The organism is Massilia sp. Masssp93 (assembly GCF_059491295.1).
On sequence record NZ_CP168502.1, the window covers coordinates 4,767,181 to 4,790,240 of the forward strand.

Genomic DNA, 23,060 nt, shown 5'->3' on the forward strand with positions numbered 1-23,060 from the left:
TGCACAAGGACCGACCCTGTGCATGCACCGAATTTTTCGACAACTGAGCATTGGGGCGGCATCAAATTAGCGTATAGAGCCGACTACGCCGCTGCCCCGCTCAGCGGATATTGTCCTATGCTTCTGCGAGCGTGCGCCCGTTCTGGACCGCCTGCCGGAGCGCTTTCAAATACAAAACAGCATCGTCCGTATTTTCCTCCGGCGCCCACGGCGCGAATTCTTTCGCCGCAGCCGGATTGAAGGGGCCGGCCTTCACTTCCAGCATGACAGCACCTTCAGTCAAGGCGACGACAGTATGCCAGATACCGGGAGCGAGCTCTACGCCCACGCCCTGTGCAGTCTCGCCATCAAATCTCTCGGTGCCGAACTTGAGAATCTCGGCAATTTCCCCGTCGTCATCGAAAGTAATAAGCGAAAACAAACCGCGGATCGCGACCAACGTTTCTGCTTTGGGATCGAGCGAATGCCGGTGCGGACGAATATAACTGTCTACGCAAATCGCGTTCAGAAACCGCTGACAAGGGTCATCAAAGCTTTGGTGAATATTCAGGTGCTGCCTGGCTCTGGTCGACCGCTGAGCCGTCGATATGAGAGACTCCAGCGTATTTTGAGAGAATATTTTTACGTTCATGTTCTTTTTGCAATGCTGCGGTAACTTGACGGACGGCGGTGGCGGCAGAGAACATATTCGTCGCCAACGCCTTGCAACGATTTTTTATATCTTCGTCCCTTGTGAGATCATCCAGCAAGTCCTCCGCATTCCTCGCGAGCGAGACAGCCGAGTGATCAGTGCAAACCGCGCCCACTCGCTCATCTTTAATGAGGTCGACCAAGTCGTTTCCGGCGTTGACACTCGCCAGAACGGGCAACGAGGATTGCATGTACGACAGGAACTTACCCGGGATGTTATGCGTCTTGTGGCGCCGATCTAACGCCACCAGACCAACATGACATTGTGCGTACAGACCAGGAATCTCGTCAGGATCGATTTCATCGAAGAAGACGACATTATCCAGCTTGCGGGCCAAGGCATTTTCGCGAAGGCGCTTGGCATCGCTTCCACGGCCTACAAAAAGGAATCCGATATCGCTGCGGTCCCTGAGCCGTTCCGCCAAATCGATTAATATCCCCATCCCTTGCGCCACCCCCATATTGCCGGCGTACACGAAGATTTTCCTGCCACGCAAAGCAGTGTTGCGGACGGCGATGCTGCACCCGGATTCCGGGGCCGGTGCCAGCCAATTGTGGAGCACCTCAATGCCGTGGCCGACACGTCTATCGCCATCGGAAAAATATGCGAGGTTTCCTGGTGTTTGAACACCAATAACGTTCGCGACGGAATACTGATAATTCGCGATTGCTTTGAAAAACCGGTACGGCAGACCTCTTCCCATTATTCCCATATCGACGGCCCACTCAGGGAAAATATCCCGGATGATGAGATAACTCGGGCAAGCACTACGTTGTTTGAGAGCGTTGGCGATCGGCCCGAGGAAGATCGTGGGCGAATACCAGACGACGCCGTCCCACGTCTCTTTTGCGAGCGGCGTTCGTTTCAGGTTACGTAACATAACGTACGGCATCATGAACTCGCCAAGAGTGCGCCGAACGTAGTTCACGTCCTTGGTTTTTGGCGTCCGCAGCCGGACAATTCGCACGCCGTGCCAGATATCGATTCGCCAATCCTGCGCGAGCTCGGGAGACGCTACCAGCACAGTTACATCATGTCCTTGTCTGGCGAACTCACGTGACAGATCCCGGAGTTGCACGGCTCCGGAAGAACGAAGCGGCGGAAATACGTCCGCTATCAATACGACCCGCATTTTGCAGGCCGGCTTCAGTTCCGTTTGAGTATCCACCATCATTTCAAATCCTTGCAAGATAACGGGAACAACGAGCAAACCATTATCGACCCTCTCTCATTGTCCAAATCGAAGCTTCCGATTATTTGATTAATGCGTGCGCGGGACGTAGATTAATGCACGCTCACCGTCTCATCGAATACATTTCAAAAATGCTCCACACATGCATGCGCTGCAAACGACCTGTTTTGAAGGCAAGCACTCTGTCTCAAAATCATGTTTATTTACGGCCGGGCCAGCGCACGATGCATACGAATTTCACTCTTTGCCCTCAAAGCGGGTGATATATTCGCGTTCTTCGTCGACATCCTCGCTCAAGAATGTATGGTAAGGATAGTAACGTTTATAAGTCGGGACATGGTATTCGGAATGCGGCGGCAGCAACGGCAACACGTAGAAAACGCCTACGACGATAAACATGGCGCTCACAGCCGGCGGCACCGCAAGCTTAAATTCGCGCATCTCCTTATAAATCGTCGAAGAAACGAGAAGAATAGGAAAGAAAATAAAGTAATTCGTGAACCGGTCGGCGAACGGCAGCACTGTTACCCGAATGAAAATCAGCACCAGGTAAATACCGCACATCGTGAAAACGAGGGATTTCCGCAAGCTCATTCCTTCGATTTCGCAATCTCGATACTTAATCATGATATACAAACAAGGAAGGCCTCGCAAGAAATTGTACAAGTACCCCGACCATGAAAGTTCAGCTTGAACATCATATGCCAGCAAATCAGTAAGCCCCACGGACAACAGCAAGCGATAGAAATAATCCATCGGATCACCGATCAGAAGCAAGAAAGCGATAAAGCCAACCATCAGGACAATCTTTACTTTGGGCCGCAAAACATCGGCCGCCAAAAATAATGCCAACCCCAAGAACACGGCATATTGATGGAAAAGTACGGCAACCACCCACAGCAGGAGAGCTTTGACATATTTCCGTTCGTCGTATGCCAAAACACACAACAGGAAGAATCCGACTGCCACCGACTCCCTGAGCACCTCCATGCTGAAATAAAAGAAGCAAAGAAGGTAAAAAAACAACAGGGCAGAGAACCGGTTTCGGCAGGATTTACTGATAAATACCAAAAAGCACGAAAGAGAGATCCCGGCCACAGCAAACTGCATTACATAATAATTCCCGATCGACTTGCATGCCGAAGCAAGCAGTGTCCAAAGCGGTTGATACCGAGCCTCCATGAGACTTTGATACGTGAGGCGAGACAACGGCTCGACCTCGCTGCGAAAATACGTCATGTACCACACGGTATCGGGCGCCATACGGAAGCGCAATGCCGCGATAAAAAACAAGACCAGTCCGGATAGAAAAAAGTGGAAGTTACTCTTGGGACTATAAGGGTCCTTTAAATCGAACCTCAGCACCAGAAATAACAAGTAAAAGCCAACAAGCAAATACAACACTGCCTCTATCCTTTCAAAACTTCCGCTTTATCTGTCAGCGGAAGAAGGCAACCGAAAAGCGCACTCACGACGCAGGCACGGAACAGAGCAAGGCATCATAAAGAAGAACAATCTCTTCTTTGAAGCGGCGGTTATAGTTCTCCACCTCGGTCTCCAGCCCGGCGACATCGCGTCCACGGAGGCGATCGACGTGCAGAATCTCCAGCATCTTTGCAGCCATTGCCTCGGGATTCTCCGTCTGGAAGAACGAATCCTTCGGTATCAGCGCGTTATTCTTAAACATGGGAATATCCGAGCAAATAACCCTGACCCCTAAAGAGAGTACCGAGCCAGGAATACCACTATTAGTTCCGCGCTTATAAGGAAGAAGCACACAATCCGACGACGAGATCAACTCATAATACAGCTCGTCGCTGACAAACGTCGGCAGAATCTCGACATTTTCCATGGCGCAGAGATCTGCATAAATCGGTGAGCGCTTGTCAATATTGGATGCGACAACCAGCTTGCAGTTGTTTCGACCTGAATCAATTTGCCTCCATGCCTTGACAAGAAGATCCAGGCCTTTCTCGATACGGGGGTGACCGACAAACAAAAATTTATATGGTTCGGCTCCACCGTGAGCAGGGCGATCGTTTGTCGCCACACCGAACATGTCCTGAAGATCCATTATCGGGAAAGAATGCTGGACAATTTCCCCGTTAAACTCAAAGGACGAATGAAAGTCATCAATCGAGTTTTTATTGTGCACCAGGATATAGTCGGCCAGATCGATGATCTTTTGCTTCGTGTTCGACGCCGCGAAGAACGACCTGTACTGCGGAGCAAAAGGGACAACATCGTGCAACGTGATCACAATCCGTTTCTTCAGGCTTCGCTTCCAGAAACGCAGGAATAAATACTCGACGTTGTGCTGGCTAATTAAATTATAATTAACGATTTTGCTACCATTTCGAGCCAGCAACACCGTTGAACACATGAGTCCGACGACGAGTTCAAGATAGCGAATAAAAAACCGCAAATATTTCCACGAACGAAAAACGTTTTTTCCCGATAACTCTGTAAACCTGAAAAAGTACCGTCGACCGTAATCAAAAGGAAAATAATGGTTGACGATGCAGTCTTGTTTGAACTTTTTGCTGAGCGCCTGATGAATGCGGTGGGTATACAAACCAGCGGCACCTGCGGTGCCGAAGTAGAGATGAGTAATGTCGACCATGATGCTAGCTTTCGCAAGAAAGCGCCAAACGCTCTTCTGAAACACTTCTCGCAACCAGTCTCGCCTTGAAATATTCCAAAATGCAATAATCAAGCGCAGTACGGAGCGACCAGGCTATTGCCGCGCCAACCACCCCGAACATATGAAGAAGCGTGAGCAGGACTGGAACATATACCACCACCTCCGCAGCATGGATCAATGCCGTCAATTTGGATTGGCCGGCAGCCTGCAGATAGGTAAACGGAAGCGACCCGAGGGAATTGAACAAGATCCCTACGCACAATATTGTACCGATCTTCCAGGCAGCCGCTGAGAACTCTTCATTGATCCAGTGGTTGAGGAAAATTTCGAATCCTATGCCAGCGATAATGCAGACAGGAAGCATCAAATACATGACGGCACGGAACGACTGCTTATAAATTTTAGACGCCGTCTCGGATCCATTCGCGATTTGATGGGCCAGCGCTGGAAACAACGCCGAAGTCAGCGCGACTGGGAGTATCAGCAATCTCATGACGACTTCATATGGCACCGTATAAAATGCGACCACTGAAGCACCGAGCACGGACGATATGAAAAATCGATCGGCAGAAACCATAACGGGACCGATCACGTTCGAAACAGTCGTCCAACTGCCGTATCGAATCAGACTAACCGACGAGCCAAAATTCAACAAGCGTTTGTCAAAGCGAATATGGTAGGCTTGCCAAAGGTAAGCATAATTCAAGAGAAGAACGAACAGTCTCGAACCCACCAACCCCAGCGAAATAAGGACAAGAGAGTGGCTGAAAAAATAGACAACAGCTACCGGAACCAAAAAGTTCAGTACGCCGAGTAGAACGCGATAAAGATTGCTTATTTTAAAATCATTATGGGCTTCAAGAATGCCACGGCAACCGATACTAAGCGTTGTCATCGGTATTCCGCACGCGGAAATCAGGAGCGCGTGCCAGGTCTGTTCCCGCAGGTGAACGCTCACATTAAGCCAACCATAGGCAAAATGGTGCGACAAACCCCCAAGTATAAGTGCGCCGACAATCCCGGCCGCGAGCGTCAGTCCCAGACCACTGTGAGCGATCGACCTGATCTTTTCATCGGATTCCACGCCCAGAGATGCGCTGATCACTTGCGTTAGCGCGCGGCCGAGTCCGAGATCAAACAGGCTGAAATAACCGATAATGGACCAAAGCAATGTCAGGACGCCAAAGGCTTCTTGGCCGATTGCCTTCAAGAGAAACGGGATAGAAAAGGCTGCGACACCCAGCGGCGCGCCCAGTCCTACCAGATTCCATAGCGTGTTTTTTCTTAACGACATAAACGTCTTTTTCCTTTTGCCGGCTTGCCCAGGAGGCACGCGAGCGCATAACAATCACGCGGCTTTACGCACCAGATGGCTGTATTTCTCGCCACGCATTCTAGAGAGGTTATAGAATATCTCGGCACTGGTTCTGTAAAATTTGCTATTAAAATGGCATTTCTGAGCGTCATTGACCCACAGGAGCTGCGAGCGTTTTGCCCGCATTTTATTTTTTAATATGAACACCTCGAGAAGAAGTTCATGCATATACCCGTAGATACGAATTTGATTTTTAGGGTAATTATGCGGCCGGGTACATTTTTCAACCTCGAATAAAACCGCGAAGACCCATGAGCAAAAACTCTGGAAATTTTCCCAACTCATGATGAACATATTGTGCCCGATCATTTTGTTGTTATTGTACATGTGCTCAATATATGCATCCAGATATTCAGGATGTTGCTCACGAATAATATTCTCCAGCTTATCAAAATCCGAATCGTTATAGTTCATACTGCACACTCTTCTGATGCTGTAAGCGTACGTGTACGGAATCGGAGTAATTACATCTGCGTTCTCGAAGTGCGCAACGTGATAATTCGGCAAAGTGGATTGGAGAATTCGCCCGGCGTCCTTTACGGAAGCAATCTGTATCGGATCGTTTGTATTGAAGTTGAAATTAAAGTATCGACGATAACTGGCCAACCCCATGAAATCCACCTTCGTCAAGTTCTTCCAGGCCCAGTACAGACCGGTGATCTCTGACCAAAACGGATTTCGCTCGCTGATGTTGTCCCCTGTGTCGTCTCCCAACATATTCAGCGTGTTGCCGGTAAGACTGCGTCCACATTGTATATTGATGAACGGCTCATAATCAGTATTGATCAGACCATGATCGTAATACAGGCACAGGGACTTTATGGTGCAATTATCTTGCATAGTTTGCTCGAATTCTTTATTACAGCTTTACTGCGGCGCCAGCGATTTGAACAGCAGTCGACGGAGCGGCGGGCACTCGGGGTATGGCAGGTCCAGATTTGGCGAAACAAAAGCCTCAGCGGAAGTGACAATTTCAAAATATCGCCGAAAGTTCACGTCCGACGAAAAATGCGCCTTGGCATAATCATGGCACTTGGCTGAGATGCCCTCGTAGTCAGCATCGATGTCGTCAAATGCCTTTTGCAACGTGATAATATTGGACGCTGCCTCACCCAATATCAGCTCCGAGCCATCGCACCCTAATGGCTGATCAAAAAAAAGACCGCCGCATATCGGGTCGGTGTATTCTTTGTGATCGTAACTCGCCAATGCCACAACCACCGGAATCCGGTACATGGCAAGTTCGACTAACGACGTGCCCATCGCATATCCGATCGAATGCTTTAGTATTTCCGGGCCGATAGCCTCATACTTCAATTCGCCGATGAAGCGTACCCTGTCGGAATGAACGTCATTCGCACGCATTGCGTTTCGGATGCGATCGGAATCCCCGGCTCCAACGATGGTGAGTGTATATCCCTCGTTCAGCGAAAGAAAGCGTATCATCGCCAAAACAGACGGCATCTTGAAATCGACAAGCCGCCCCAACCATATTATCGAACGATTTTTCACCCGATAAGGAGCCACAACTTCTTTCTCGCCAAATGAAGGCAAGGGGACAATGTTTTCGCGGGGAATATTGATTTTAAACTGGCTCGACCAGTGCTTCGCAATCACCTCGGCCATGCATATCAATGCTTTTTTATCGTTTAATCTTTGAAGCAAAGACCGATTGAACTCGATGTTTTTCAAGTGATTGAACCGACGCGCACCCGTGAGTTTATACCTTATCTTATCGACGAGGGATTGTCCGGTATACAGATCATCCTGAATGTGCAGCACCAGATGGGTTATCGACAATCCCGGATGCGTTCGACTCAACGCAACTGCGGTATGTAGATCCCGCATACAGAAGGTCACGAACTTTACTTGCCGCGCTTGCTGCAGAGTTTTTTCGAACTCGTCCAGGAGGCGCCGCTTTTCATATGTAGAAAGATAATAGTAGTCGACGTCGCAACTCAGGGCAACGCAGGTAACGTCATCCCCAATATTTCGTTCGATGTAACTATCACGAGAGCACACGACAATAAAGTCGGCACCGATAGCTTTTAAATATTCGGCGAATCGGATCAATAACGTCTCGCCGCCGCCGAGATATTTATTTGCGTTGTAAAGTACAATCATCTGTCTTGGTTCAGGACTGGGCTTTGGCACAGTTAGCCGATATCGTGCTGTGCCGAATAGCTGCGTACGCTCTCGAACAGCTCGTCGATCCAACACGACATCGCACCTGGATCGCGCTCGCACGCGAACGCATACACTCGAGTTCGGTTAAAGAAGTCCTGCAACGGTTCGTGCTACAAGCTCGGTTTGCTCATTGGTTTGCGTCGGACCAATCGGAAGGCTCAAGACTTCGGCATGAATCGCTTCTGTAATCGGGAAGTCGCCCGCCTTGTAGCCAAGATCGCGATACGCCGGCTGTAAATGCGGAGGAATCGGATAATGTATCATCGTGCCGATTCCCGCTTCGGTAAGCGAGCGTTGCAGCTCATCTCTTTTGGACGACCGAATGACATATAAGTGCCAGACTGAGCGGACAGAGTCGCTACTGAGCATCGGGACCCTTACATTCACGCCCCGCAAGTGTCCGTCGTATATCTCGGCCAACTGCGCCCGGCGATGATTCTCGCTGTCAAGCGCAGGCAGCTTCACACGAAGAAAAGCAGCATGCAACTCGTCCAGTCGACAGTTGAAGCCTTGTATCTCGTTGTGGTATTTGACTCTAGAACCGTAGTTTAGGAGTCGACGCAACTTGTCCGCGAGCTCAGCGTCGTCCGTCGTTATCGCACCGGCGTCGCCGAGCGCGCCGAGATTTTTTCCAGGATAAAAACTGAACGCAGCAGCATGGCCAAGCGCACCTACCCGTTTTTCTTGGTAGAAAGCACCATGTGCTTGAGCCGCATCTTCGATTACCTTCAGACCATGGCGGTTTGCAATTTCCATGATACGATCCATCTCGGCCGGCCGGCCATAAAGGTGGACCGGGATAATCGCCTTGGTTCGAGGTGTAATCGCCTTTTCAATTCTTTCCGGGTCGATATTGTAGGTGTTCTCGTCAGGCTCCACCGGAACCGGCGTGGCGCCCGCAAACGTCACCGCAAGCCATGTTGCGATATATGTATTTGCCGGGACGATTACTTCGTCACCAGGCCCGATATCAAATGCTCGCAATGCCAGATGAATTGCATCGAGCCCGTTGCTGACACCGACGGCATGACGGGTACCGCAATATGCGGCAAACTCTTCCTCGAATTTCGCGACTTCGTTTCCGAGAATGTACCAACCCGACTGCAAGACTCGCGTGAATGCCTCGGTCAATTTTTCGTCGTGAGCAAGATTAATGCTACGCAAATCTAAAAATGGGACTTTCATTTCGTCAACCTTAAAATACGCGCAGGATTGCCGACAACCACTGCATTATCTGGAACATCGCAAGTCACGACACTTCCCGCTCCCACCATCGCGCCCTCGCCTATCGTCAGACCGGGCAAAATGGTGGCATTCGCGCCGATCGAGGCACCCGCCTTTACGGTTATCCTTGGCAATTCCGCTTGATACATTCTGGATCGAGGATACTTGTCGTTGCAAAACGTAACGTTCGGCCCGATGAATACGTCATCCTCAATAGATATGCCATCCCAGATCTGGACACCGGATTTTATCGTAACGCGATCCCCGATACGAACATCGTTTTCGATGAGACAATGCGAACAAATATTGCAGTGATCGCCGATCTGAGCTCCGGGCAGGATCACAACATATTGCCAGACTCGGGTTTCGTTTCCAATCGCCGACGTCTGGACGTCGCTAGACTTATGAATCATTTCGTACCAGGTCCAGGAAAGAATCGTAATTGCGAACGTAGTCTTCGGAATCGTAATAATGCGATGCGAATACCAGAAGCAACGCGTCGTCCGTATATTTGTACTGTATACCCCAGGTCAACGGCGGCAAATAAACGCCCTTACTCGGGGAATCAAGTACGATTTCGACTTTTCGATAGCCGTCATCCGCGACAACAGTACAGCTTCCGTGGGTGCAAATCAGGAACTGATGACATTCGAGGTGGGCGTGCTCTCCCCTCACTTCCCTGTTCGGGACGCCGTAGACCATGAAATAGCGCTTCGGAACGAAAGGAATCTGTTTCTCGAATTCACCGACAGTGAGCATGCCGCGCAGGTCAGGAATAACCGGAAAATTTACAATCCGCACGCCTTTGACAAGAAGCTCTTCATCGTTCTGGCCGGTGACTTGCTTTTGGACTGGGGACGACTGTGGACGCTGAGCGTCGACGTAGCCGACAATTTGAGCCGGATTGCCCTCGACAATCGCTCCTTGAGGAACCGAGCGGGTCACGACAGCGCCAGGGCTTACTCGGGATCCGGATGCGATAGTCAAGTCTGCGCAGATCACCGCTCCAGCGCCAAAAAACACGTTATCGCCGACCACAATGTCGTGCCCCGAATTCGCGGAGTTTTCGAAAGTAACGTTAGGGCCAATAGTTACGTGACCGCCAATTCGAACGTTACTCGGCAAAAACGCACCGACGTCGATTGAACACTCCGGTCCGATCTCGGCCAATTCGGAGACGTATGCGCGTGGCGATATTTTTGGTGTCGGTTCTGAACTATTACCCATATTCGGAATTTAACTCGATGTTTTTTCGATAATTGCAGCTTAGGTTGCCGTAAATGCGAGCCAAGGTACGCCTAGGCTTTCTTCCAAACGGTACGATTCACGTAGTCAGTATAGCTGTGAATGATTCGGACTACTTTCTCCGCAACGTTGGGCATACTGTAGTCGGCGACCAAGCGGAGCCCGCGTTCGCGACCGCGTGGTTGACTATCAAGCACCGCGAGACCTTGCAAAACCCGTTCCACGCTGAGTCCGACCATCATGACGGATGCTTCTTCCATTCCTTCCGGCCGCTCATGCGCTTCGCGAATATTCAGCGCCGGGAAGTTCAGAATCGACGACTCCTCGGTAATCGTGCCGCTGTCCGATAGCACGGCCTTGGATTCGACCTGAAGTTTGTTGTAATCCCGAAAACCCATCGGTTTCAGCAATTTGACGAGCGGGTGAAAGCTCGCGCCCGCGGCATCGATTCGCTTTTGCGTACGAGGGTGGGTGGATACAATGACAGGCAGGCCAAACTGTTCAGCCACCGAATTCAATATTGCCACCAGACGCTCGAAATTCTGGCTCGACTCGATATTTTCTTCGCGATGTGCGCTGACCACAAAATACTGCTCAGGGCTTAATCCGAGCCTATGCAAGATATCCGAGCTTTCGATACCGTCACGGTAATAGCTCAGGACCTCGTACATCGGACTGCCCGTCTTGATTACGCGGTCGGGCGGAAGCCCTTCTCTAAGCAGGTATTCGCGCGCGATATCGCTGTAGGTAAGATTAATATCCGCGACATGATCGACGATTCTGCGGTTCGTTTCCTCGGGTACGCGCTGGTCAAAACAGCGGTTCCCGGCTTCCATATGAAAAATCGGCACCTTGCGACGTTTCGCTGGAATCGCGGCCAGACAACTGTTGGTATCACCGAGGATCAATACTGCGTCCGGTTGTACTTGTGCCAGGGCCGCGTCCACGGTGATAATGATATTGCCAATAGTTTCCGCTGCGTTAGTACCGGCGGCGTTCATGAACTGATCGGGTTTTCTTACGCCAAGGTCTTGAAAAAAAATCTCGTTCAGTTCGTAGTCATAGTTCTGGCCGGTATGGACCAGGACGTGATCGCAGTAATTGTCCAGTGCAGCGAGCACGCGCGACAATCTGATGATCTCGGGCCGCGTGCCCACGATACTCATCACCTTTAGCTTTTTCAACTACGCACCTCATAACTTTTTGTATCGGGGCGGCTCGGGTCAAATATTTCATTGGCCCAAAGCATCACCACCATAGTGTCGTCACCGATATTGGTTATATCGTGAGACCAACCTGGAACGGTTTCGACCACCTGTGGTGTATCGTGTTCCGTGCAAAGTTCGTATTCTTCGCCCGAGACGATATTGCGAAATTTAAACAATGCTGTACCTTGCACCACGAGAAATTTTTCGTTCTTTGTGTGGTGATAATGACCGCCGCGTGTCACGCCAGGGTGTGCAGTGAAGAAGGAAAATTGCCCACTATCTTTCGTCTTCAGCATTTCCGCAAAGCTGCCACGGGGATCCTCATGTTTCACCAGCGGGTAGGCAAACTCGCTCGGCGGGTAATAACTAATGTATGTTGCGTACAGTGCACGCAAAAATCCGTGGCCAACAGGTTCGATTACCATATTGGTGCGACTCTGCTTGAATGCCTGAAGCTGAGCGGCCAGGGTTCCGACTGTGGTCTCATATATTGGCTCGACTTGCGCAAAGCTGAGACCGCCGGCCGGCTGGTCTAAATGTGACAAGAAGGCCAAAGTCACGTCGTCTACATATACGAGACGCAACACCGCATCGGGATCGTTAATTGCAATCGGCAACCCATGGACGAGGTTGTGGCAGAACGTCGCTACTACTGAATTGTAGTTTGGACGACACCATTTGCCGAACACGTTTGGTAGACGGTATATCCATACCGGGGCCTCAGTCTGCTCGGCCAGCACGGCCAGGGCCTGCTCGGCACCCAGCTTACTCGTGCCATAGGCGTTGTCTCGCTCTGCCTGCACCGACGAAGTATAAACGATCGGGATCTTGCGGCCGGTCGCTCGTACGGCGTCGCAAAGATGGTTTGTCAGGTCGTTGTTCCCCTCGACAAATTCGGCCTCATGTTGTGGGCGATTGACGCCCGCCAAGTGAAAGACGAAGTCAGCCTGCGCGACTTTTGCGAAAAGATCCGTCAACGCATCGCCGCGGACAAAACATTGCACGTCGATATCGGCACGTTCCTTCAGCCGGATGACGAGGTTCTTGCCAATGAATCCATTGGATCCAGTTACGAGAACCTTCATTGATCGCCGTCCGCGACTGGCGTTTCGCCTGCGACAATAGCTCGCATAAAGTCAAGCTTCATCAGCAGACCCTTCATGCCATTTACGTCCAGGCGCTCGGTATTATGGGAGTTGTAATCGTCGAGCCGAGAGATTTTTTGCTCCCCTTCTTCAACGAACTTTCCGTAATTCAGGTCACGAAGATCCGGAGGCACACAATAATATTGTCCCAAATCCCGTGCCGCTGCCATCTCTTCACGGCTGAGCAAAGTTTCGTATAGTTTTTCGCCGTGACGGGTACCGATCACGTTCACGTCGTGCGTCCGCTTTTCCATCAAAGACAGCAGCGCCGATACCAGGGTATCGATCGTAGCGGCCGGAGATTTTTGGACGAACATTTCGCCGTTGCGACCATTTTCGAATGCGTACAGAACAAGATCGACCGCATCGTCGAGTGTCATCATAAAGCGCGTCATGGCCGGATCGGTAATGGTAATCGGCTTTCCAGCACGCACTTGATTCACAAACAAAGGGATAACCGAACCCCTTGACGCCATCACGTTGCCGTACCGCGTACCACAAATAATGGTCTTTTTATCATCCAGTCCGCGCGACTTCGCAACCATCACCTTTTCCATCATGGCCTTGGATATACCCATGGCATTGATCGGATAGGCGGCCTTATCGGTCGACAGGCATACAACCCGGCGGACCGAGTTCTGGATTGCCGCCTCGAGCACGTTATCGGTTCCCAAGACGTTGGTTTTCACCGCTTCCATCGGATGGAACTCACAGGAGGGCACCTGCTTGAGCGCGGCAGCGTGAAAAATATAGTCGACGCCACGAGTGGCGTTGAGAACACTCGAGAAGTCACGCACGTCACCGATATAAAACTTCAGCTTGTGGTTGTGATACTTCTTGCGCATGTCGTCTTGCTTTTTCTCATCGCGACTAAAAATCCGGATCTCCGCGATATCAGTTTCGAGAAATCGCTTCAGCACTGCATTGCCGAACGACCCAGTGCCCCCAGTGATGAGAAGTACTTTACCTTCAAACATAACTCTTCCTATTCTGTATTATCCCTACCGCGCATCACATGGAACTTACCGTTCTCATCGACGTCCTCGGAAACCTGATCGTGTGGCAATTTAGCTTGTGCATGCTGATACCCGGAAATACGCCACGAATACGGGACCAGCAATATTGCAAACGCACGGTGCTGATTATCCGGCCTTGCGCCTGAAACGCACCAGGGAAGACAATTCTTGCCATTTCTCGGCCATCACAGGAGAAGACAACAATCGCTTCTTTTTTTCCTCAACGAGGATCCACGCTATTGCGCACGCCAATGCTGCCAGCATGCTTCCCAAAACGATCAGCGCGCGTCTCGGCTTTATTTTCCGCTCAGGCTCGATAGCTGGATCCAGAACCTGTATCAGCGAAGGGTCTTTGGCTTCGTCGAGCCGAGCGATTTCAAATTGCTTAGAGAGCAGCTCATACAACATTTCGTAATACTTGACGTCGCGAAGTATTTTGATGCTTTGCAGTCCCTCAGGAGTTTGCGCGGCATTTAACGACGAGCCCTCGGTTCCGTTTTCCATCCGAGAAAGTTCAGCGCGTAAACTCTTCAATTCCTCGCTAGTACGCATGAACTCTGGATTCGCTTCCGTGACGAATGCCCTCATCGCGTTGAGCTGGATCTCTTTGGCGGAAACCGCAGCTCTTAAACGGGCAAGCCTTTCGATAACAGCGCGACTTTCCGCATCGACGCTGGTGACTCCGCGAGAATTCAAGGCCTGTTTCAGATTCATTTCGGCCTTGGCCAGATTGTCTTTGGCCGCTTCTAGTTCTTTTCCGAAAAACATCCGTCGTTGGCTGGCGCCGGTCACAGCGAGAACTTTAGTCAAGCGCAACAACTCTTCAACGTATGCATTTGCGATCAGGGCGACTCTTTTCCTGTCCTGGTCCTCTACTTCGATAACTATCAAACCGTCTTTTCCGGAAATGACGCTTGTGTTGTTTGCCAGTTCACTCCGAGCCTCTTCGAGCGACTTGGTATCGTAGACGTTTTTTAGGGAGAAACGAGAAATGAGACGGTCAGCAATTGTGCGACTCTTTAGCATTGCCACGTACAGGTCGTTTGGATTTTTCAATCCGGCCATGCCAGCGGCCAAGCTGGCACCGCCACCCAGTTGGGACAGTAATGCCATGCTGGTCGACTGTTGCTGTGGCGGCAACAACCTTGCACCGGCCTTATAGACGTTAGGTAGAGCAAAACTCAAAGCAGCGACAATCGATCCGACTACGAGCGGCAGGACAATCAGAAATTTCTTTCGCCTGGCCACGACAACCATCGTTTCAAGAATCCCGGCTTCGCTCCCTGCCTCGTTCGTTTGTTCGTGCGCTTTACGCGTCAGCGATTCATTCATACGTTCACACCAAATATCGATAATTCGCCAATTGATAGAAGGGAGGTACCCTTGCTCAATCCCGTAAGGTTTTGATCGCAGCGGCGCCCAAACCGAAATTCGCGAAGATCTGAGTCCAATCACGCGCTCCCTGCATGAACTTGCTCCACCCAGTCTGCTTGTCCAACTTCTCGGGCACGACGATGGTATCGCCCGGCATCACTTCGACGCCGCCGATCTTGCCAAAGAACCAGCCCTGTGATTCAGCCGACACTACGGTGCCGTCGACGCGCAACACGAATACATTATCGACATCAGCGTCCACGGCCGTGCCGGCAAGCTTCAGGTAATCGCTGACGCGGCTATTCGGCTTCCACAGCGGCGATGCCTCGGCATTGACGGCGCCAAACACGTGCACGAAGGCCGGTTTCGACGGAACGACGAGGCGGTCGCCGTTTTTCAGGGTAACCTGGGGTAAATGGGCGAATGACCGGTCGCTGGGGTCCAGGCCGAAGGCGATGCGGCCAGTCGGCTGCAATCTGCGAAAACGAGCGATGCGTTCCTCTGCAAGGCGGCGTTCCGCATCGAACTGGGCAGCCGCTGCGGCCGCGTCATTCTGGCTCATTCCCCGTAAATTGGCCGCCTGCGCGGACTGCTCGCTACGGACTTGCGCTTCAAGGCGATCCGCGGCTCGCTGGAGATTCACTTGCTGCTCTTTGCGCACGTCTTCACGATAAAATGCGGTTCCGAACAGATAGGCATTGGAGGTCGGGCCACCCGCTTTGGCGATCAGAGACTGCAGGGTGTCGCCTGCGGTCATCTGATAGACCCCCGGCACGTTGACTTCGCCCTCGACGCGCACAAAGACCTGACGCTTGTCCATCGGTACGGCTACGTCGTTCTGGGAGAAGATCGTGACCACATCGCCCGACTGCAACTGGATGTTATCGGGACCGTTGGGATTGTTGAATACATTGCCCAGGTTGAAAGGAATCAGCCGGGTGTTCAAGGTAGAGCGGTCGAGGCGCTCGATGACGGCATAGTCCCAGTTGATTTCATCGACGAGCCCGCCAATATGCGACGCAATCGTATCTGCTTTCTCGTGGGTATCTTTTTCGTTCTCGCCCGTAGCGATCACATTGTTTTGCCGGTTGACAGAGTTTCGGGTCAGCAGATATTCCTTGCTCGGGATAAGGTCGCTGACACGCATGCCGCTCTTATAGGGCGCGCGGACCGGCTGATCGACATTACCGCGCAAAACCACGGCGTTCGAGAATTCCGGCGTGATCGAAACGACGTTCAAGACATCGCCATTTTTCAGCGAACGATGGAGCCCGTCCGTATTCAGTGCGAACTCTTCAACAGTACGCGGTCGATTCTTGCTCGGGTCGATACGTTCGAGGAAGGCTCGGCGCGGATCGGCCACTACCGGTAGCCCGCCGGCGAAATCCAACAAGGATTCAATGGTTTCGCCGTTGTTCTTCAGTTCATACACGGCGGCGCTGTTGACCTTGCCGACCAGCGCAACAAAACCGCCCGCTGGCGGAATATAGATCGTGTCCCCGTCCTGCAGCTTGATGTCCGCGGACTTATCGCCTTTGGCGATGAAGGAGTACAGGTCCAGTTCCGCAGCTACCTTGCCGCCGCGCTTGACCTGGACGTGGCGCATGCTGCCGTTCGCGTTCGGACCGCCGCTGGCGAACAGCGCGGTCACTAGCGTCGATAAGCTCGACACAGTATAAGTGCCCGGCCGATTTGCCTGGCCCACCACGTACACGGTAATCGCACGCAGCTGACCGAAAGTCACGTTGACGGTCACGCCTTTGTACAGCCGGCCGACGGCGGCACGAATGACATTCTGCGCGTCGCCAGCCTTCACGCCAGCTAGCGGCACATTGCCGATAGTCGGGATCGAGACCGTGCCATTGCGGTCGATGGTGGCGCGGTAATCGATATCGATCGTACCCCAGCCGCGAATCATCAACTCATCGCCCGGCCCAAGAGCATAGTCGGACGGGACCGGGGCGTTCGAAATCGGCGCAAATGTAGACGGAGTATTGGAAAAAAACTCGGACCCGAAAATCGGAAGCAGCTCGCCAGTGTTGTTCGCAATAAATTTTTGGAATTCGCTCGGCTCTTTGTCTGCGTCGATTTGAGTTCTTTGACTCGTTTGCTGCAGGCCGGCGTTCTGGCGACGTTGCGCCTCGCGGTCCGCAACAGCAGTGCCGACGCGATCCGCGACAGGCGTGCTGCCACGCACGGCACCGACCCCGAGCTCACTGACCTGACCGTTAGCAATGCGGATTTTGCGCGTCGTGCCGCTTGCCAGTCCGTTGGGTAGCCCAGCATCGCCCGTGTTCGGCGTTGCAGACATGGCGGACGACTCCTGGTTGAAGAGATCAGACTTGTTCGTATCCTGCGCGGAAGCTGCAATGGAAGCAACGGCCATGACCACGGCCGCGAAACTCTTGTTGAACTTGAACATTGGGCGTTAGGAAAATGAGGCGTGAATGCTTGTGGACCAATCCGGCATTTTAACTGAGGGCAACGGAGACTGGAAACCTTTTGTTGTACTGGCGATCATAAATTGTGCAATGCAATATCGTTACGGAGGCTTATCTGCCACAGTAAAGGCATTCGGGTATGGAAAGTGCTGACTGAGGGAAACGGCAATTATCTTTTTGTTAGATAATTTGTCTTGATAGTGTAATAATTACGTGGTATTTGGTGATAATTAGAACAAATTTTTTTTGCGTACACACCAACTCTCCAGTTAAATTCATGTGAAAAACACAATAAATACGATCCGGATTCGCATCGAGGCAACCCCGTTTCACCCGCCAAACGTCCCCCGTCACATGAGGCAAACCCGCTCGGCGCACGGCGTCGGTTCACCGCTCCAACCTCACAACCTTCTGTTCGATCGCCCCGAACACTGACCTGCCCTTCTCATCCAGCATCTCGATCCGGACCATATCCCCGAAACGCATGAACTGGGTCACGGCTTGCCCGTGCTCAGCCATTTCCCGGCTGCGTTGCTCCGCGATGGACGCATACCCTCGCGACGGGTCCGGGTTCGTCACGACGCCCGACCCGACGATACTGCCGGCCCGCACGTTGCGCGTTTTTGCCAGATGCGCGATCAGCTGCGCAAAATTGAATGCCATGTCCGCGCCGGCGTCCGGCTGACCGACCAGATGTCCGTTCCAGCTCGCGCGCAGCGGCAGGTGCACCTTGGCGTCGCGCCAGGCGTCACCCAACTCGTCCGGCGTCACGGCGACGGGCGAAAAACCGGTCGCCGGCCGGGATTGCGGCAATCCGAGGTTACGCAGCGACACCTCGTTGGCCAGCATTACCAGGCGGATCTGCTGATGGGCGTCGTCCGGCGTGGCACCCATGGCGACATCGCCCGTCACCGCCGCCACGCCCGCGCCGAAATCGATGCCCCATTCCTCGTGGGCCACCACGATATCGTCGGTCGGACCGAGCAGATCGTCGCTGGCGCACTGGACCATCCGTGGCCCGTCGTCGACCTGATCGCCATAAGCCGCGCTGACGGCCAGCTGGCAGGCACGCGGCAACGGCGCCATGCAGCGGCCAGGCTCGAAATCGAATGGACGGCGGGCACGGCCCGCGTTCAGGTCCGCATACAGCGCGGCCAGTTGCGGCGCGATGAAATGCCAGTCGTCCAGCGCCGCCTGCAGGGTGGGCGCGATGCCGTCCGCGATGTGGGCGGTCTTGAGGTCGCGCGCGACGACGGCCAGCTGGCCGTCGCGCGTGCCGTCGTTGAGGGTGGCGAGTTTCATGGCGGGAACGCTCGGGATCGGGCCGCTATTGTAGTGCAGTGCGGGCATCCCGTCCCGATTCAGAATGTGCCGAGCAGGCCGACCCCTAACGTGTTCTGGTAATAGTTGTAGTCGATCAGGCTTTGCCCGTAGCCCGAGAACAGATGGGTGTAGCCCTTGATGTGTCCGGCCAGCGGAAACGCCCAACTGAGCTGGACGGCACCGCGGTCGGTCGAGAAATTGCGCCGCAACAGGGCCGAGTAATCGTTGCCATTGCTGCGATAGGTGACGACGACGTCGCCACGCCCCAAGTAATCGACGATGTCGCGGTTGTCGTCGTTGGCGGCCGCTTCGTTGACGCGTTTCCACACGCGTCCGACCACGGTCCACCCGGCCCGCTCGAGCCCGACCTGCGCATAGACTCGATTCCAGCTGCGCGACAACGTCGAGGCCTGACCGTTCGATTGGTGCACCAGACCGAGATTAAGAAAGCGCGCGTTCATTCCCAGTACACTGAAATGCAGTGGAGTGACGGCCATCAGCTCGGGCTGATAGTTCGTCTCGCGGAACGGGCTGGACGCCTCGTGATTGCCGGCTTGCCAAAAGCTGTTCTGGGTATAGCCGAACCACAAATCGATGGGCTTGTCGAAGGCGTTTTCGACGAGCTTCATCTTGAATCCCAGCTGGAACACGAGTTCCGAATGCGCGAGGTCGCTCGTCAGGACGTCGAGACGACGGAACGGCCGGTAGGGCTCGTTGTTGGGATGCGCCGTGCGGGTCAGCATCAGGTAATTCACCTGGTGCGGACGGAAATTGAAGACGCCACGCTTGTGTTCCTGGTCCAGCTCCCAATGATCGGCGAGGCTGAAATCCCGCATCGTCTCGGGTGATGCGTCAACTGCGGCGGGCACCGGTGGCGTGTCGGCGGCGGTTGGTGCAGCGGCAACAGCGACAGCCGGGGCGGACGCTGGGGCAGGCCGGACTGTCGCAGGCACGACGACAGGCGTATTCGACGCAGGCGCATTCGACGCAGGCGTCGGGGGCCGCCCCGCCAACGCGTCATAACAGCCGAGGCGCTTTCCGGTATCGGCAATGCGCGCACATCCGGCCAGGCCCGGATCGGGCTGCTGGGCGATTGCTGGACTAAACGCAAGAAAAAGAACCAGTGGCAGGAAACGGAGATTTGTTGCGAGCATCGTCATCGTTGATATTAAACTGATCCAAGTCAATAAAATATTGACAAGATTCGAATGACGAGTGTCTCGGAAATCTCCTATACATGTCGCACGACAGCGCACTGTCGTGTGTTTTTAATATCAGCCCGGCACCAGCAGCGCCAACTGCGCCTGCTCCAGATAACACCACTCTCCCTCCTGCAACCCGAGCGCCTCGAGCGTCAAGCCACCGACCTGCGAACGATGCAAGGCGGCGCAATGGTTGCCGGTCGCCGCCAGCATGCGCTTGACCTGGTGATATTTCCCCTGCTCTAGCACAATCTCCAGCTGATGATCGCCCCGCTGCACGCACGACTGGGCGGCCAGCGGCGCCGGCTCGTCGTGTAATTGCACTCCCGACAACAGCTGATCGACAAGCGCCTGAGTAACAGGTTCCTGGGTCGTGGCCTGGTAAACCTTGGGAATATGGCGCTTCGGTGAAGACTGCGCATGAATGAACGGACCGTCATCCGACATCAGCAAGAGGCCTGTCGTGTCGTGATCGAGCCGGCCGACGGGCTGGACGTCGCGCCAGGTAAACTGTTCCGGCAACAAGGTCAGGACGCCGGGATGGTGGCTGGGCTTGCGCGAACACTCGAAGTCGGACGGTTTGTACAAGGCAATATAGACGTGCTCGCGATACGTCCACTCCTCGTCGAAGACGGTCAGGACGAGGCCATCCGTTTCCACCAGGGTCTTGTAGTTGTCGTAGACGTCGCCGTTGATCGTGACGTCGCCGTCCTCAATCAAGGCCCGGCAATACTTGCGCGTACCAAAGCCTTGCGATTGGAGAACGCGGTCGAGGGATAATTTACTCATGGGGCGAGACTGTAGCAGAAGGATTGCAAGCGTCAAAGTTCAGTAATCTCAGCGTTTCAACTCGAAGCAAGAACTCGTTTGACACATCTCAAGAATTGACTGTGTCCCGTTGATACACTGAAACCTGATTAGGAATCGACCTACAGTTACTGAGTGTAGGACTAAAGGTGGGCCGCACCATCTGGCACATCAGATCGAAAACCCCCAACCACGAGGCAAAAGTGCAGATCGAAAAAAAGCAGAACCACAGCACCCCGTCTTCGTTTGCAGCCAAAAGCAGCGGAACGAAGGTGGCCCAGGAATATGCCGCAACTTTCCCAACCCGGCTTGCGCTGGCGCGCTGGACGCGCGGTGGCGACATCCCGCATGTACATTGTTTCGAACACCAGCTACCGATGCGCGCCGCTTGGTATGAGCAGGCACAACGCCGCTTCCAGGCGTGGCTCGAGGCCGGTGGCTTTCATGAGCCCGAACCGGGTTCGCTTGATAGCGTTATCGCCGACACGCCGCAGGAAGCCAACAAGAACACCGTGCTCAGCAGGAAGTTCGTCGTGCATGGCGGTCCGCGTTCGGCCTCGCGGCCGTCGGACACATCGTCCGGCGACTTTCCATCCACGTCGCCCGCTCGGCATGCCGCCCCGGATACGAACGGCCCGGCACTCGAAGGCGACGACACGCATCACCGTCAGGACACGCCCGGCATGACGCCGCCTTCGCGCCCTGACATGCAATCGTTTTCAACTGGATCCGGCGGCACCCAAAAATGAAAACGACGGCGTATGCCGTCGTTTCCTTCCCGATTGGGACTCCAGCTTGAGGAATTGAATTCTCTCGAAACCGCACGGATGCGGGTCTGAAGCGGTTCCGACAACGACAGGAACAGGCTGGTTTCCTTGTCGTTCGCGCCGAAACAGCTACACACCAACTATAGACTACGGCCCGTAAGTTTCAAGCCAAATATTGAGACTGGGCCTTGTTCGACGCTCGTGCTCAGCGCAAGCTGGGCACGGGCCCCCGGTAGATCGAGTGCACCGCACCAGCGCCCACCGACGCGCCAAATTTCTTCAACACCCGTTCCGGCAAACCTTCGTGTGCCGTGTAATCGATGATGTCTTCCGCCTTCACGACGTCGCGCGCGACCGTGTCGACCGTACCGAAACCATCCGCCAGGCCCATCTCGACCGCCTTTGCGCCGGTCCAGTAGAGACCGGAAAAGATGTCCGGGGTCTCCTTGAGGCGCTTGCCGCGGCCGGCACGCACGACGGCAATGAATTGCTCGTGGATCTCGTTAAGCATCTCGAGTGCATGCTGCTTCTGCTTGTCGGACTGCGGGCTGAACGGATCGAGGAAGCCCTTGTTCTCGCCGGCCGTCAACAGGCGGCGCTCGATGCCGAGCTTGTCCATCAGGCCCGTGAAGCCGAAACCATCCATCAGGACGCCGACGGACCCGACGATGCTGGCCTTATTGACATAAATCTTGTCGGCTGCGGCTGCGATGTAATAGCCGCCCGATGCGCAGATCTCGTCCACGACCACGTACAGAGGCTTGTTCGGATAGCCCTTCTTCAGACGCTGGATTTCATCGACGATGATGCCGGCCTGCACCGGGCTGCCGCCCGGGCTGTTGATACGCAGCACGACGGCCGCCGAACCCGGATCGGAAAATGCCTTGTTCAGTGACGGGATCACCGTGTCGGCCGCGCCGCTGCCCTCGTCGTCGATGGCGCCGTCGATCTCGATCAACGCCGTGTGGCGGCCCAGTGCCTCGATGTCCGAACTGCCGAAGTTGAAATCGAAATAGGCCCAGATCGCGAAAAATGCCAGCAAGAGAAAGGACAGTTTAAAGAAGATGCCCCAGCGGCGGGCGGCACGCTGTTCGCGCACGGTGGCGAACACGAGCCGCTCCAGGGTCTCGCGTTCCCAATTGTTGAAGGTCGCCGGAGCGGCCGCTCGGTTGTCGCTCGGATTGTCGTTCCTGATGTTGTCGCTCATAAATGCCTGGTG

General features: G+C 53.6%; 20 protein-coding genes. 1 reads left to right on the plus strand and 19 read right to left on the minus strand.

Features of this window, described 5'->3' with window-relative positions; genetic code table 11:
- Positions 1-115 precede the first annotated feature (115 nt).
- The 18 genes from ACEN9Q_RS19670 to ACEN9Q_RS19755 form a co-directional block, all read right to left on the minus strand.
- Positions 116-631 carry a WbuC family cupin fold metalloprotein gene (locus ACEN9Q_RS19670; RefSeq protein WP_495625729.1) on the minus strand — a complete coding sequence of 172 codons (516 nt, stop codon included), beginning with the start codon at positions 629-631 and terminating at the stop codon, positions 116-118.
- Positions 528-1,865, minus strand: a complete 1,338-nt coding sequence (locus ACEN9Q_RS19675; RefSeq protein WP_495625730.1) for a glycosyltransferase family 4 protein — start codon at positions 1,863-1,865, stop codon at positions 528-530. Before ACEN9Q_RS19675 ends, ACEN9Q_RS19670 begins: the two co-directional genes overlap by 104 nt.
- 255 nt (positions 1,866-2,120) lie before the next feature.
- The gene (locus ACEN9Q_RS19680) at positions 2,121-3,287 is read right to left on the minus strand and encodes an EpsG family protein (protein WP_495625731.1); all 1,167 of its coding nucleotides are present in this window, start codon (positions 3,285-3,287) and stop codon (positions 2,121-2,123) included.
- A gap of 64 nt (positions 3,288-3,351) precedes the next feature.
- The gene (locus ACEN9Q_RS19685) at positions 3,352-4,506 is read right to left on the minus strand and encodes a glycosyltransferase (RefSeq protein WP_495625732.1); all 1,155 of its coding nucleotides are present in this window, start codon (positions 4,504-4,506) and stop codon (positions 3,352-3,354) included.
- Positions 4,507-4,510: 4 nt separating this feature from the next.
- Positions 4,511-5,821 carry a flippase gene (locus tag ACEN9Q_RS19690; RefSeq protein ID WP_495625733.1) on the minus strand — a complete coding sequence of 437 codons (1,311 nt, stop codon included), beginning with the start codon at positions 5,819-5,821 and terminating at the stop codon, positions 4,511-4,513.
- A 54-nt stretch (positions 5,822-5,875) separates the two neighbouring features.
- Positions 5,876-6,742 carry a DUF4422 domain-containing protein gene (locus ACEN9Q_RS19695; protein WP_495625734.1) on the minus strand — a complete coding sequence of 289 codons (867 nt, stop codon included), beginning with the start codon at positions 6,740-6,742 and terminating at the stop codon, positions 5,876-5,878.
- Between the two features lie 27 nt (positions 6,743-6,769).
- On the minus strand, positions 6,770-8,026 hold the full coding sequence (locus tag ACEN9Q_RS19700) for a glycosyltransferase family protein (RefSeq protein ID WP_495625735.1): 1,257 nt from the start codon (positions 8,024-8,026) through the stop codon (positions 6,770-6,772).
- Between the two features lie 147 nt (positions 8,027-8,173).
- Complete coding sequence (locus ACEN9Q_RS19705; protein ID WP_495625736.1) at positions 8,174-9,274, minus strand: DegT/DnrJ/EryC1/StrS family aminotransferase; 1,101 nt, start codon at positions 9,272-9,274, stop codon at positions 8,174-8,176.
- Positions 9,271-9,726 (minus strand): acyltransferase, encoded by a 456-nt coding sequence (locus ACEN9Q_RS19710; RefSeq protein ID WP_495625737.1) that lies wholly within the window; start codon positions 9,724-9,726, stop codon positions 9,271-9,273. The genes ACEN9Q_RS19705 and ACEN9Q_RS19710 overlap by 4 nt, the downstream gene beginning before the upstream one ends.
- The gene (locus ACEN9Q_RS19715; protein ID WP_495625738.1) at positions 9,716-10,540 is read right to left on the minus strand and encodes a WxcM-like domain-containing protein; all 825 of its coding nucleotides are present in this window, start codon (positions 10,538-10,540) and stop codon (positions 9,716-9,718) included. Before ACEN9Q_RS19715 ends, ACEN9Q_RS19710 begins: the two co-directional genes overlap by 11 nt.
- A 71-nt stretch (positions 10,541-10,611) precedes the next feature.
- Positions 10,612-11,742 (minus strand): non-hydrolyzing UDP-N-acetylglucosamine 2-epimerase, encoded by a 1,131-nt coding sequence (wecB, locus tag ACEN9Q_RS19720; RefSeq protein WP_495625739.1) that lies wholly within the window; start codon positions 11,740-11,742, stop codon positions 10,612-10,614.
- Positions 11,739-12,851, minus strand: coding sequence for a UDP-2-acetamido-2,6-beta-L-arabino-hexul-4-ose reductase (gene wbjC / locus ACEN9Q_RS19725; protein ID WP_495625740.1), 1,113 nt, complete (start codon positions 12,849-12,851; stop codon positions 11,739-11,741). Before wbjC ends, wecB begins: the two co-directional genes overlap by 4 nt.
- Positions 12,848-13,888: a polysaccharide biosynthesis protein gene (locus tag ACEN9Q_RS19730; RefSeq protein WP_495625741.1), complete on the minus strand. Its 1,041-nt coding sequence runs from the start codon at positions 13,886-13,888 to the stop codon at positions 12,848-12,850. Before ACEN9Q_RS19730 ends, wbjC begins: the two co-directional genes overlap by 4 nt.
- Before the next feature lie 165 nt (positions 13,889-14,053).
- Positions 14,054-15,259, minus strand: a complete 1,206-nt coding sequence (locus tag ACEN9Q_RS19735) for a GumC family protein (protein WP_495625742.1) — start codon at positions 15,257-15,259, stop codon at positions 14,054-14,056.
- A gap of 55 nt (positions 15,260-15,314) precedes the next feature.
- Complete coding sequence (locus tag ACEN9Q_RS19740; RefSeq protein WP_495625743.1) at positions 15,315-17,723, minus strand: polysaccharide biosynthesis/export family protein; 2,409 nt, start codon at positions 17,721-17,723, stop codon at positions 15,315-15,317.
- Between the two features lie 406 nt (positions 17,724-18,129).
- On the minus strand, positions 18,130-19,044 hold the full coding sequence (locus ACEN9Q_RS19745) for a fumarylacetoacetate hydrolase family protein (RefSeq protein WP_495625744.1): 915 nt from the start codon (positions 19,042-19,044) through the stop codon (positions 18,130-18,132).
- Positions 19,045-19,103: 59 nt separating this feature from the next.
- Positions 19,104-20,225 (minus strand): phospholipase A, encoded by a 1,122-nt coding sequence (locus tag ACEN9Q_RS19750; protein WP_495625745.1) that lies wholly within the window; start codon positions 20,223-20,225, stop codon positions 19,104-19,106.
- Between the two features lie 114 nt (positions 20,226-20,339).
- Positions 20,340-21,056, minus strand: coding sequence for a pseudouridine synthase (locus ACEN9Q_RS19755; RefSeq protein WP_495625746.1), 717 nt, complete (start codon positions 21,054-21,056; stop codon positions 20,340-20,342).
- A 167-nt stretch (positions 21,057-21,223) separates the two neighbouring features.
- Here ACEN9Q_RS19755 and ACEN9Q_RS19760 point away from each other — a divergent pair, with 167 nt between their 5' ends.
- Entirely contained in the window at positions 21,224-21,823 is a 600-nt protein-coding gene (locus tag ACEN9Q_RS19760; RefSeq protein WP_495625747.1) for a hypothetical protein, read from the plus strand.
- Between the two features lie 223 nt (positions 21,824-22,046).
- On the opposite strand, the gene ACEN9Q_RS19765 is transcribed toward ACEN9Q_RS19760, so the two are convergent.
- Positions 22,047-23,048 (minus strand): S49 family peptidase, encoded by a 1,002-nt coding sequence (locus ACEN9Q_RS19765; RefSeq protein WP_495625748.1) that lies wholly within the window; start codon positions 23,046-23,048, stop codon positions 22,047-22,049.
- Between the last annotated feature and the right edge of the window lie 12 nt (positions 23,049-23,060).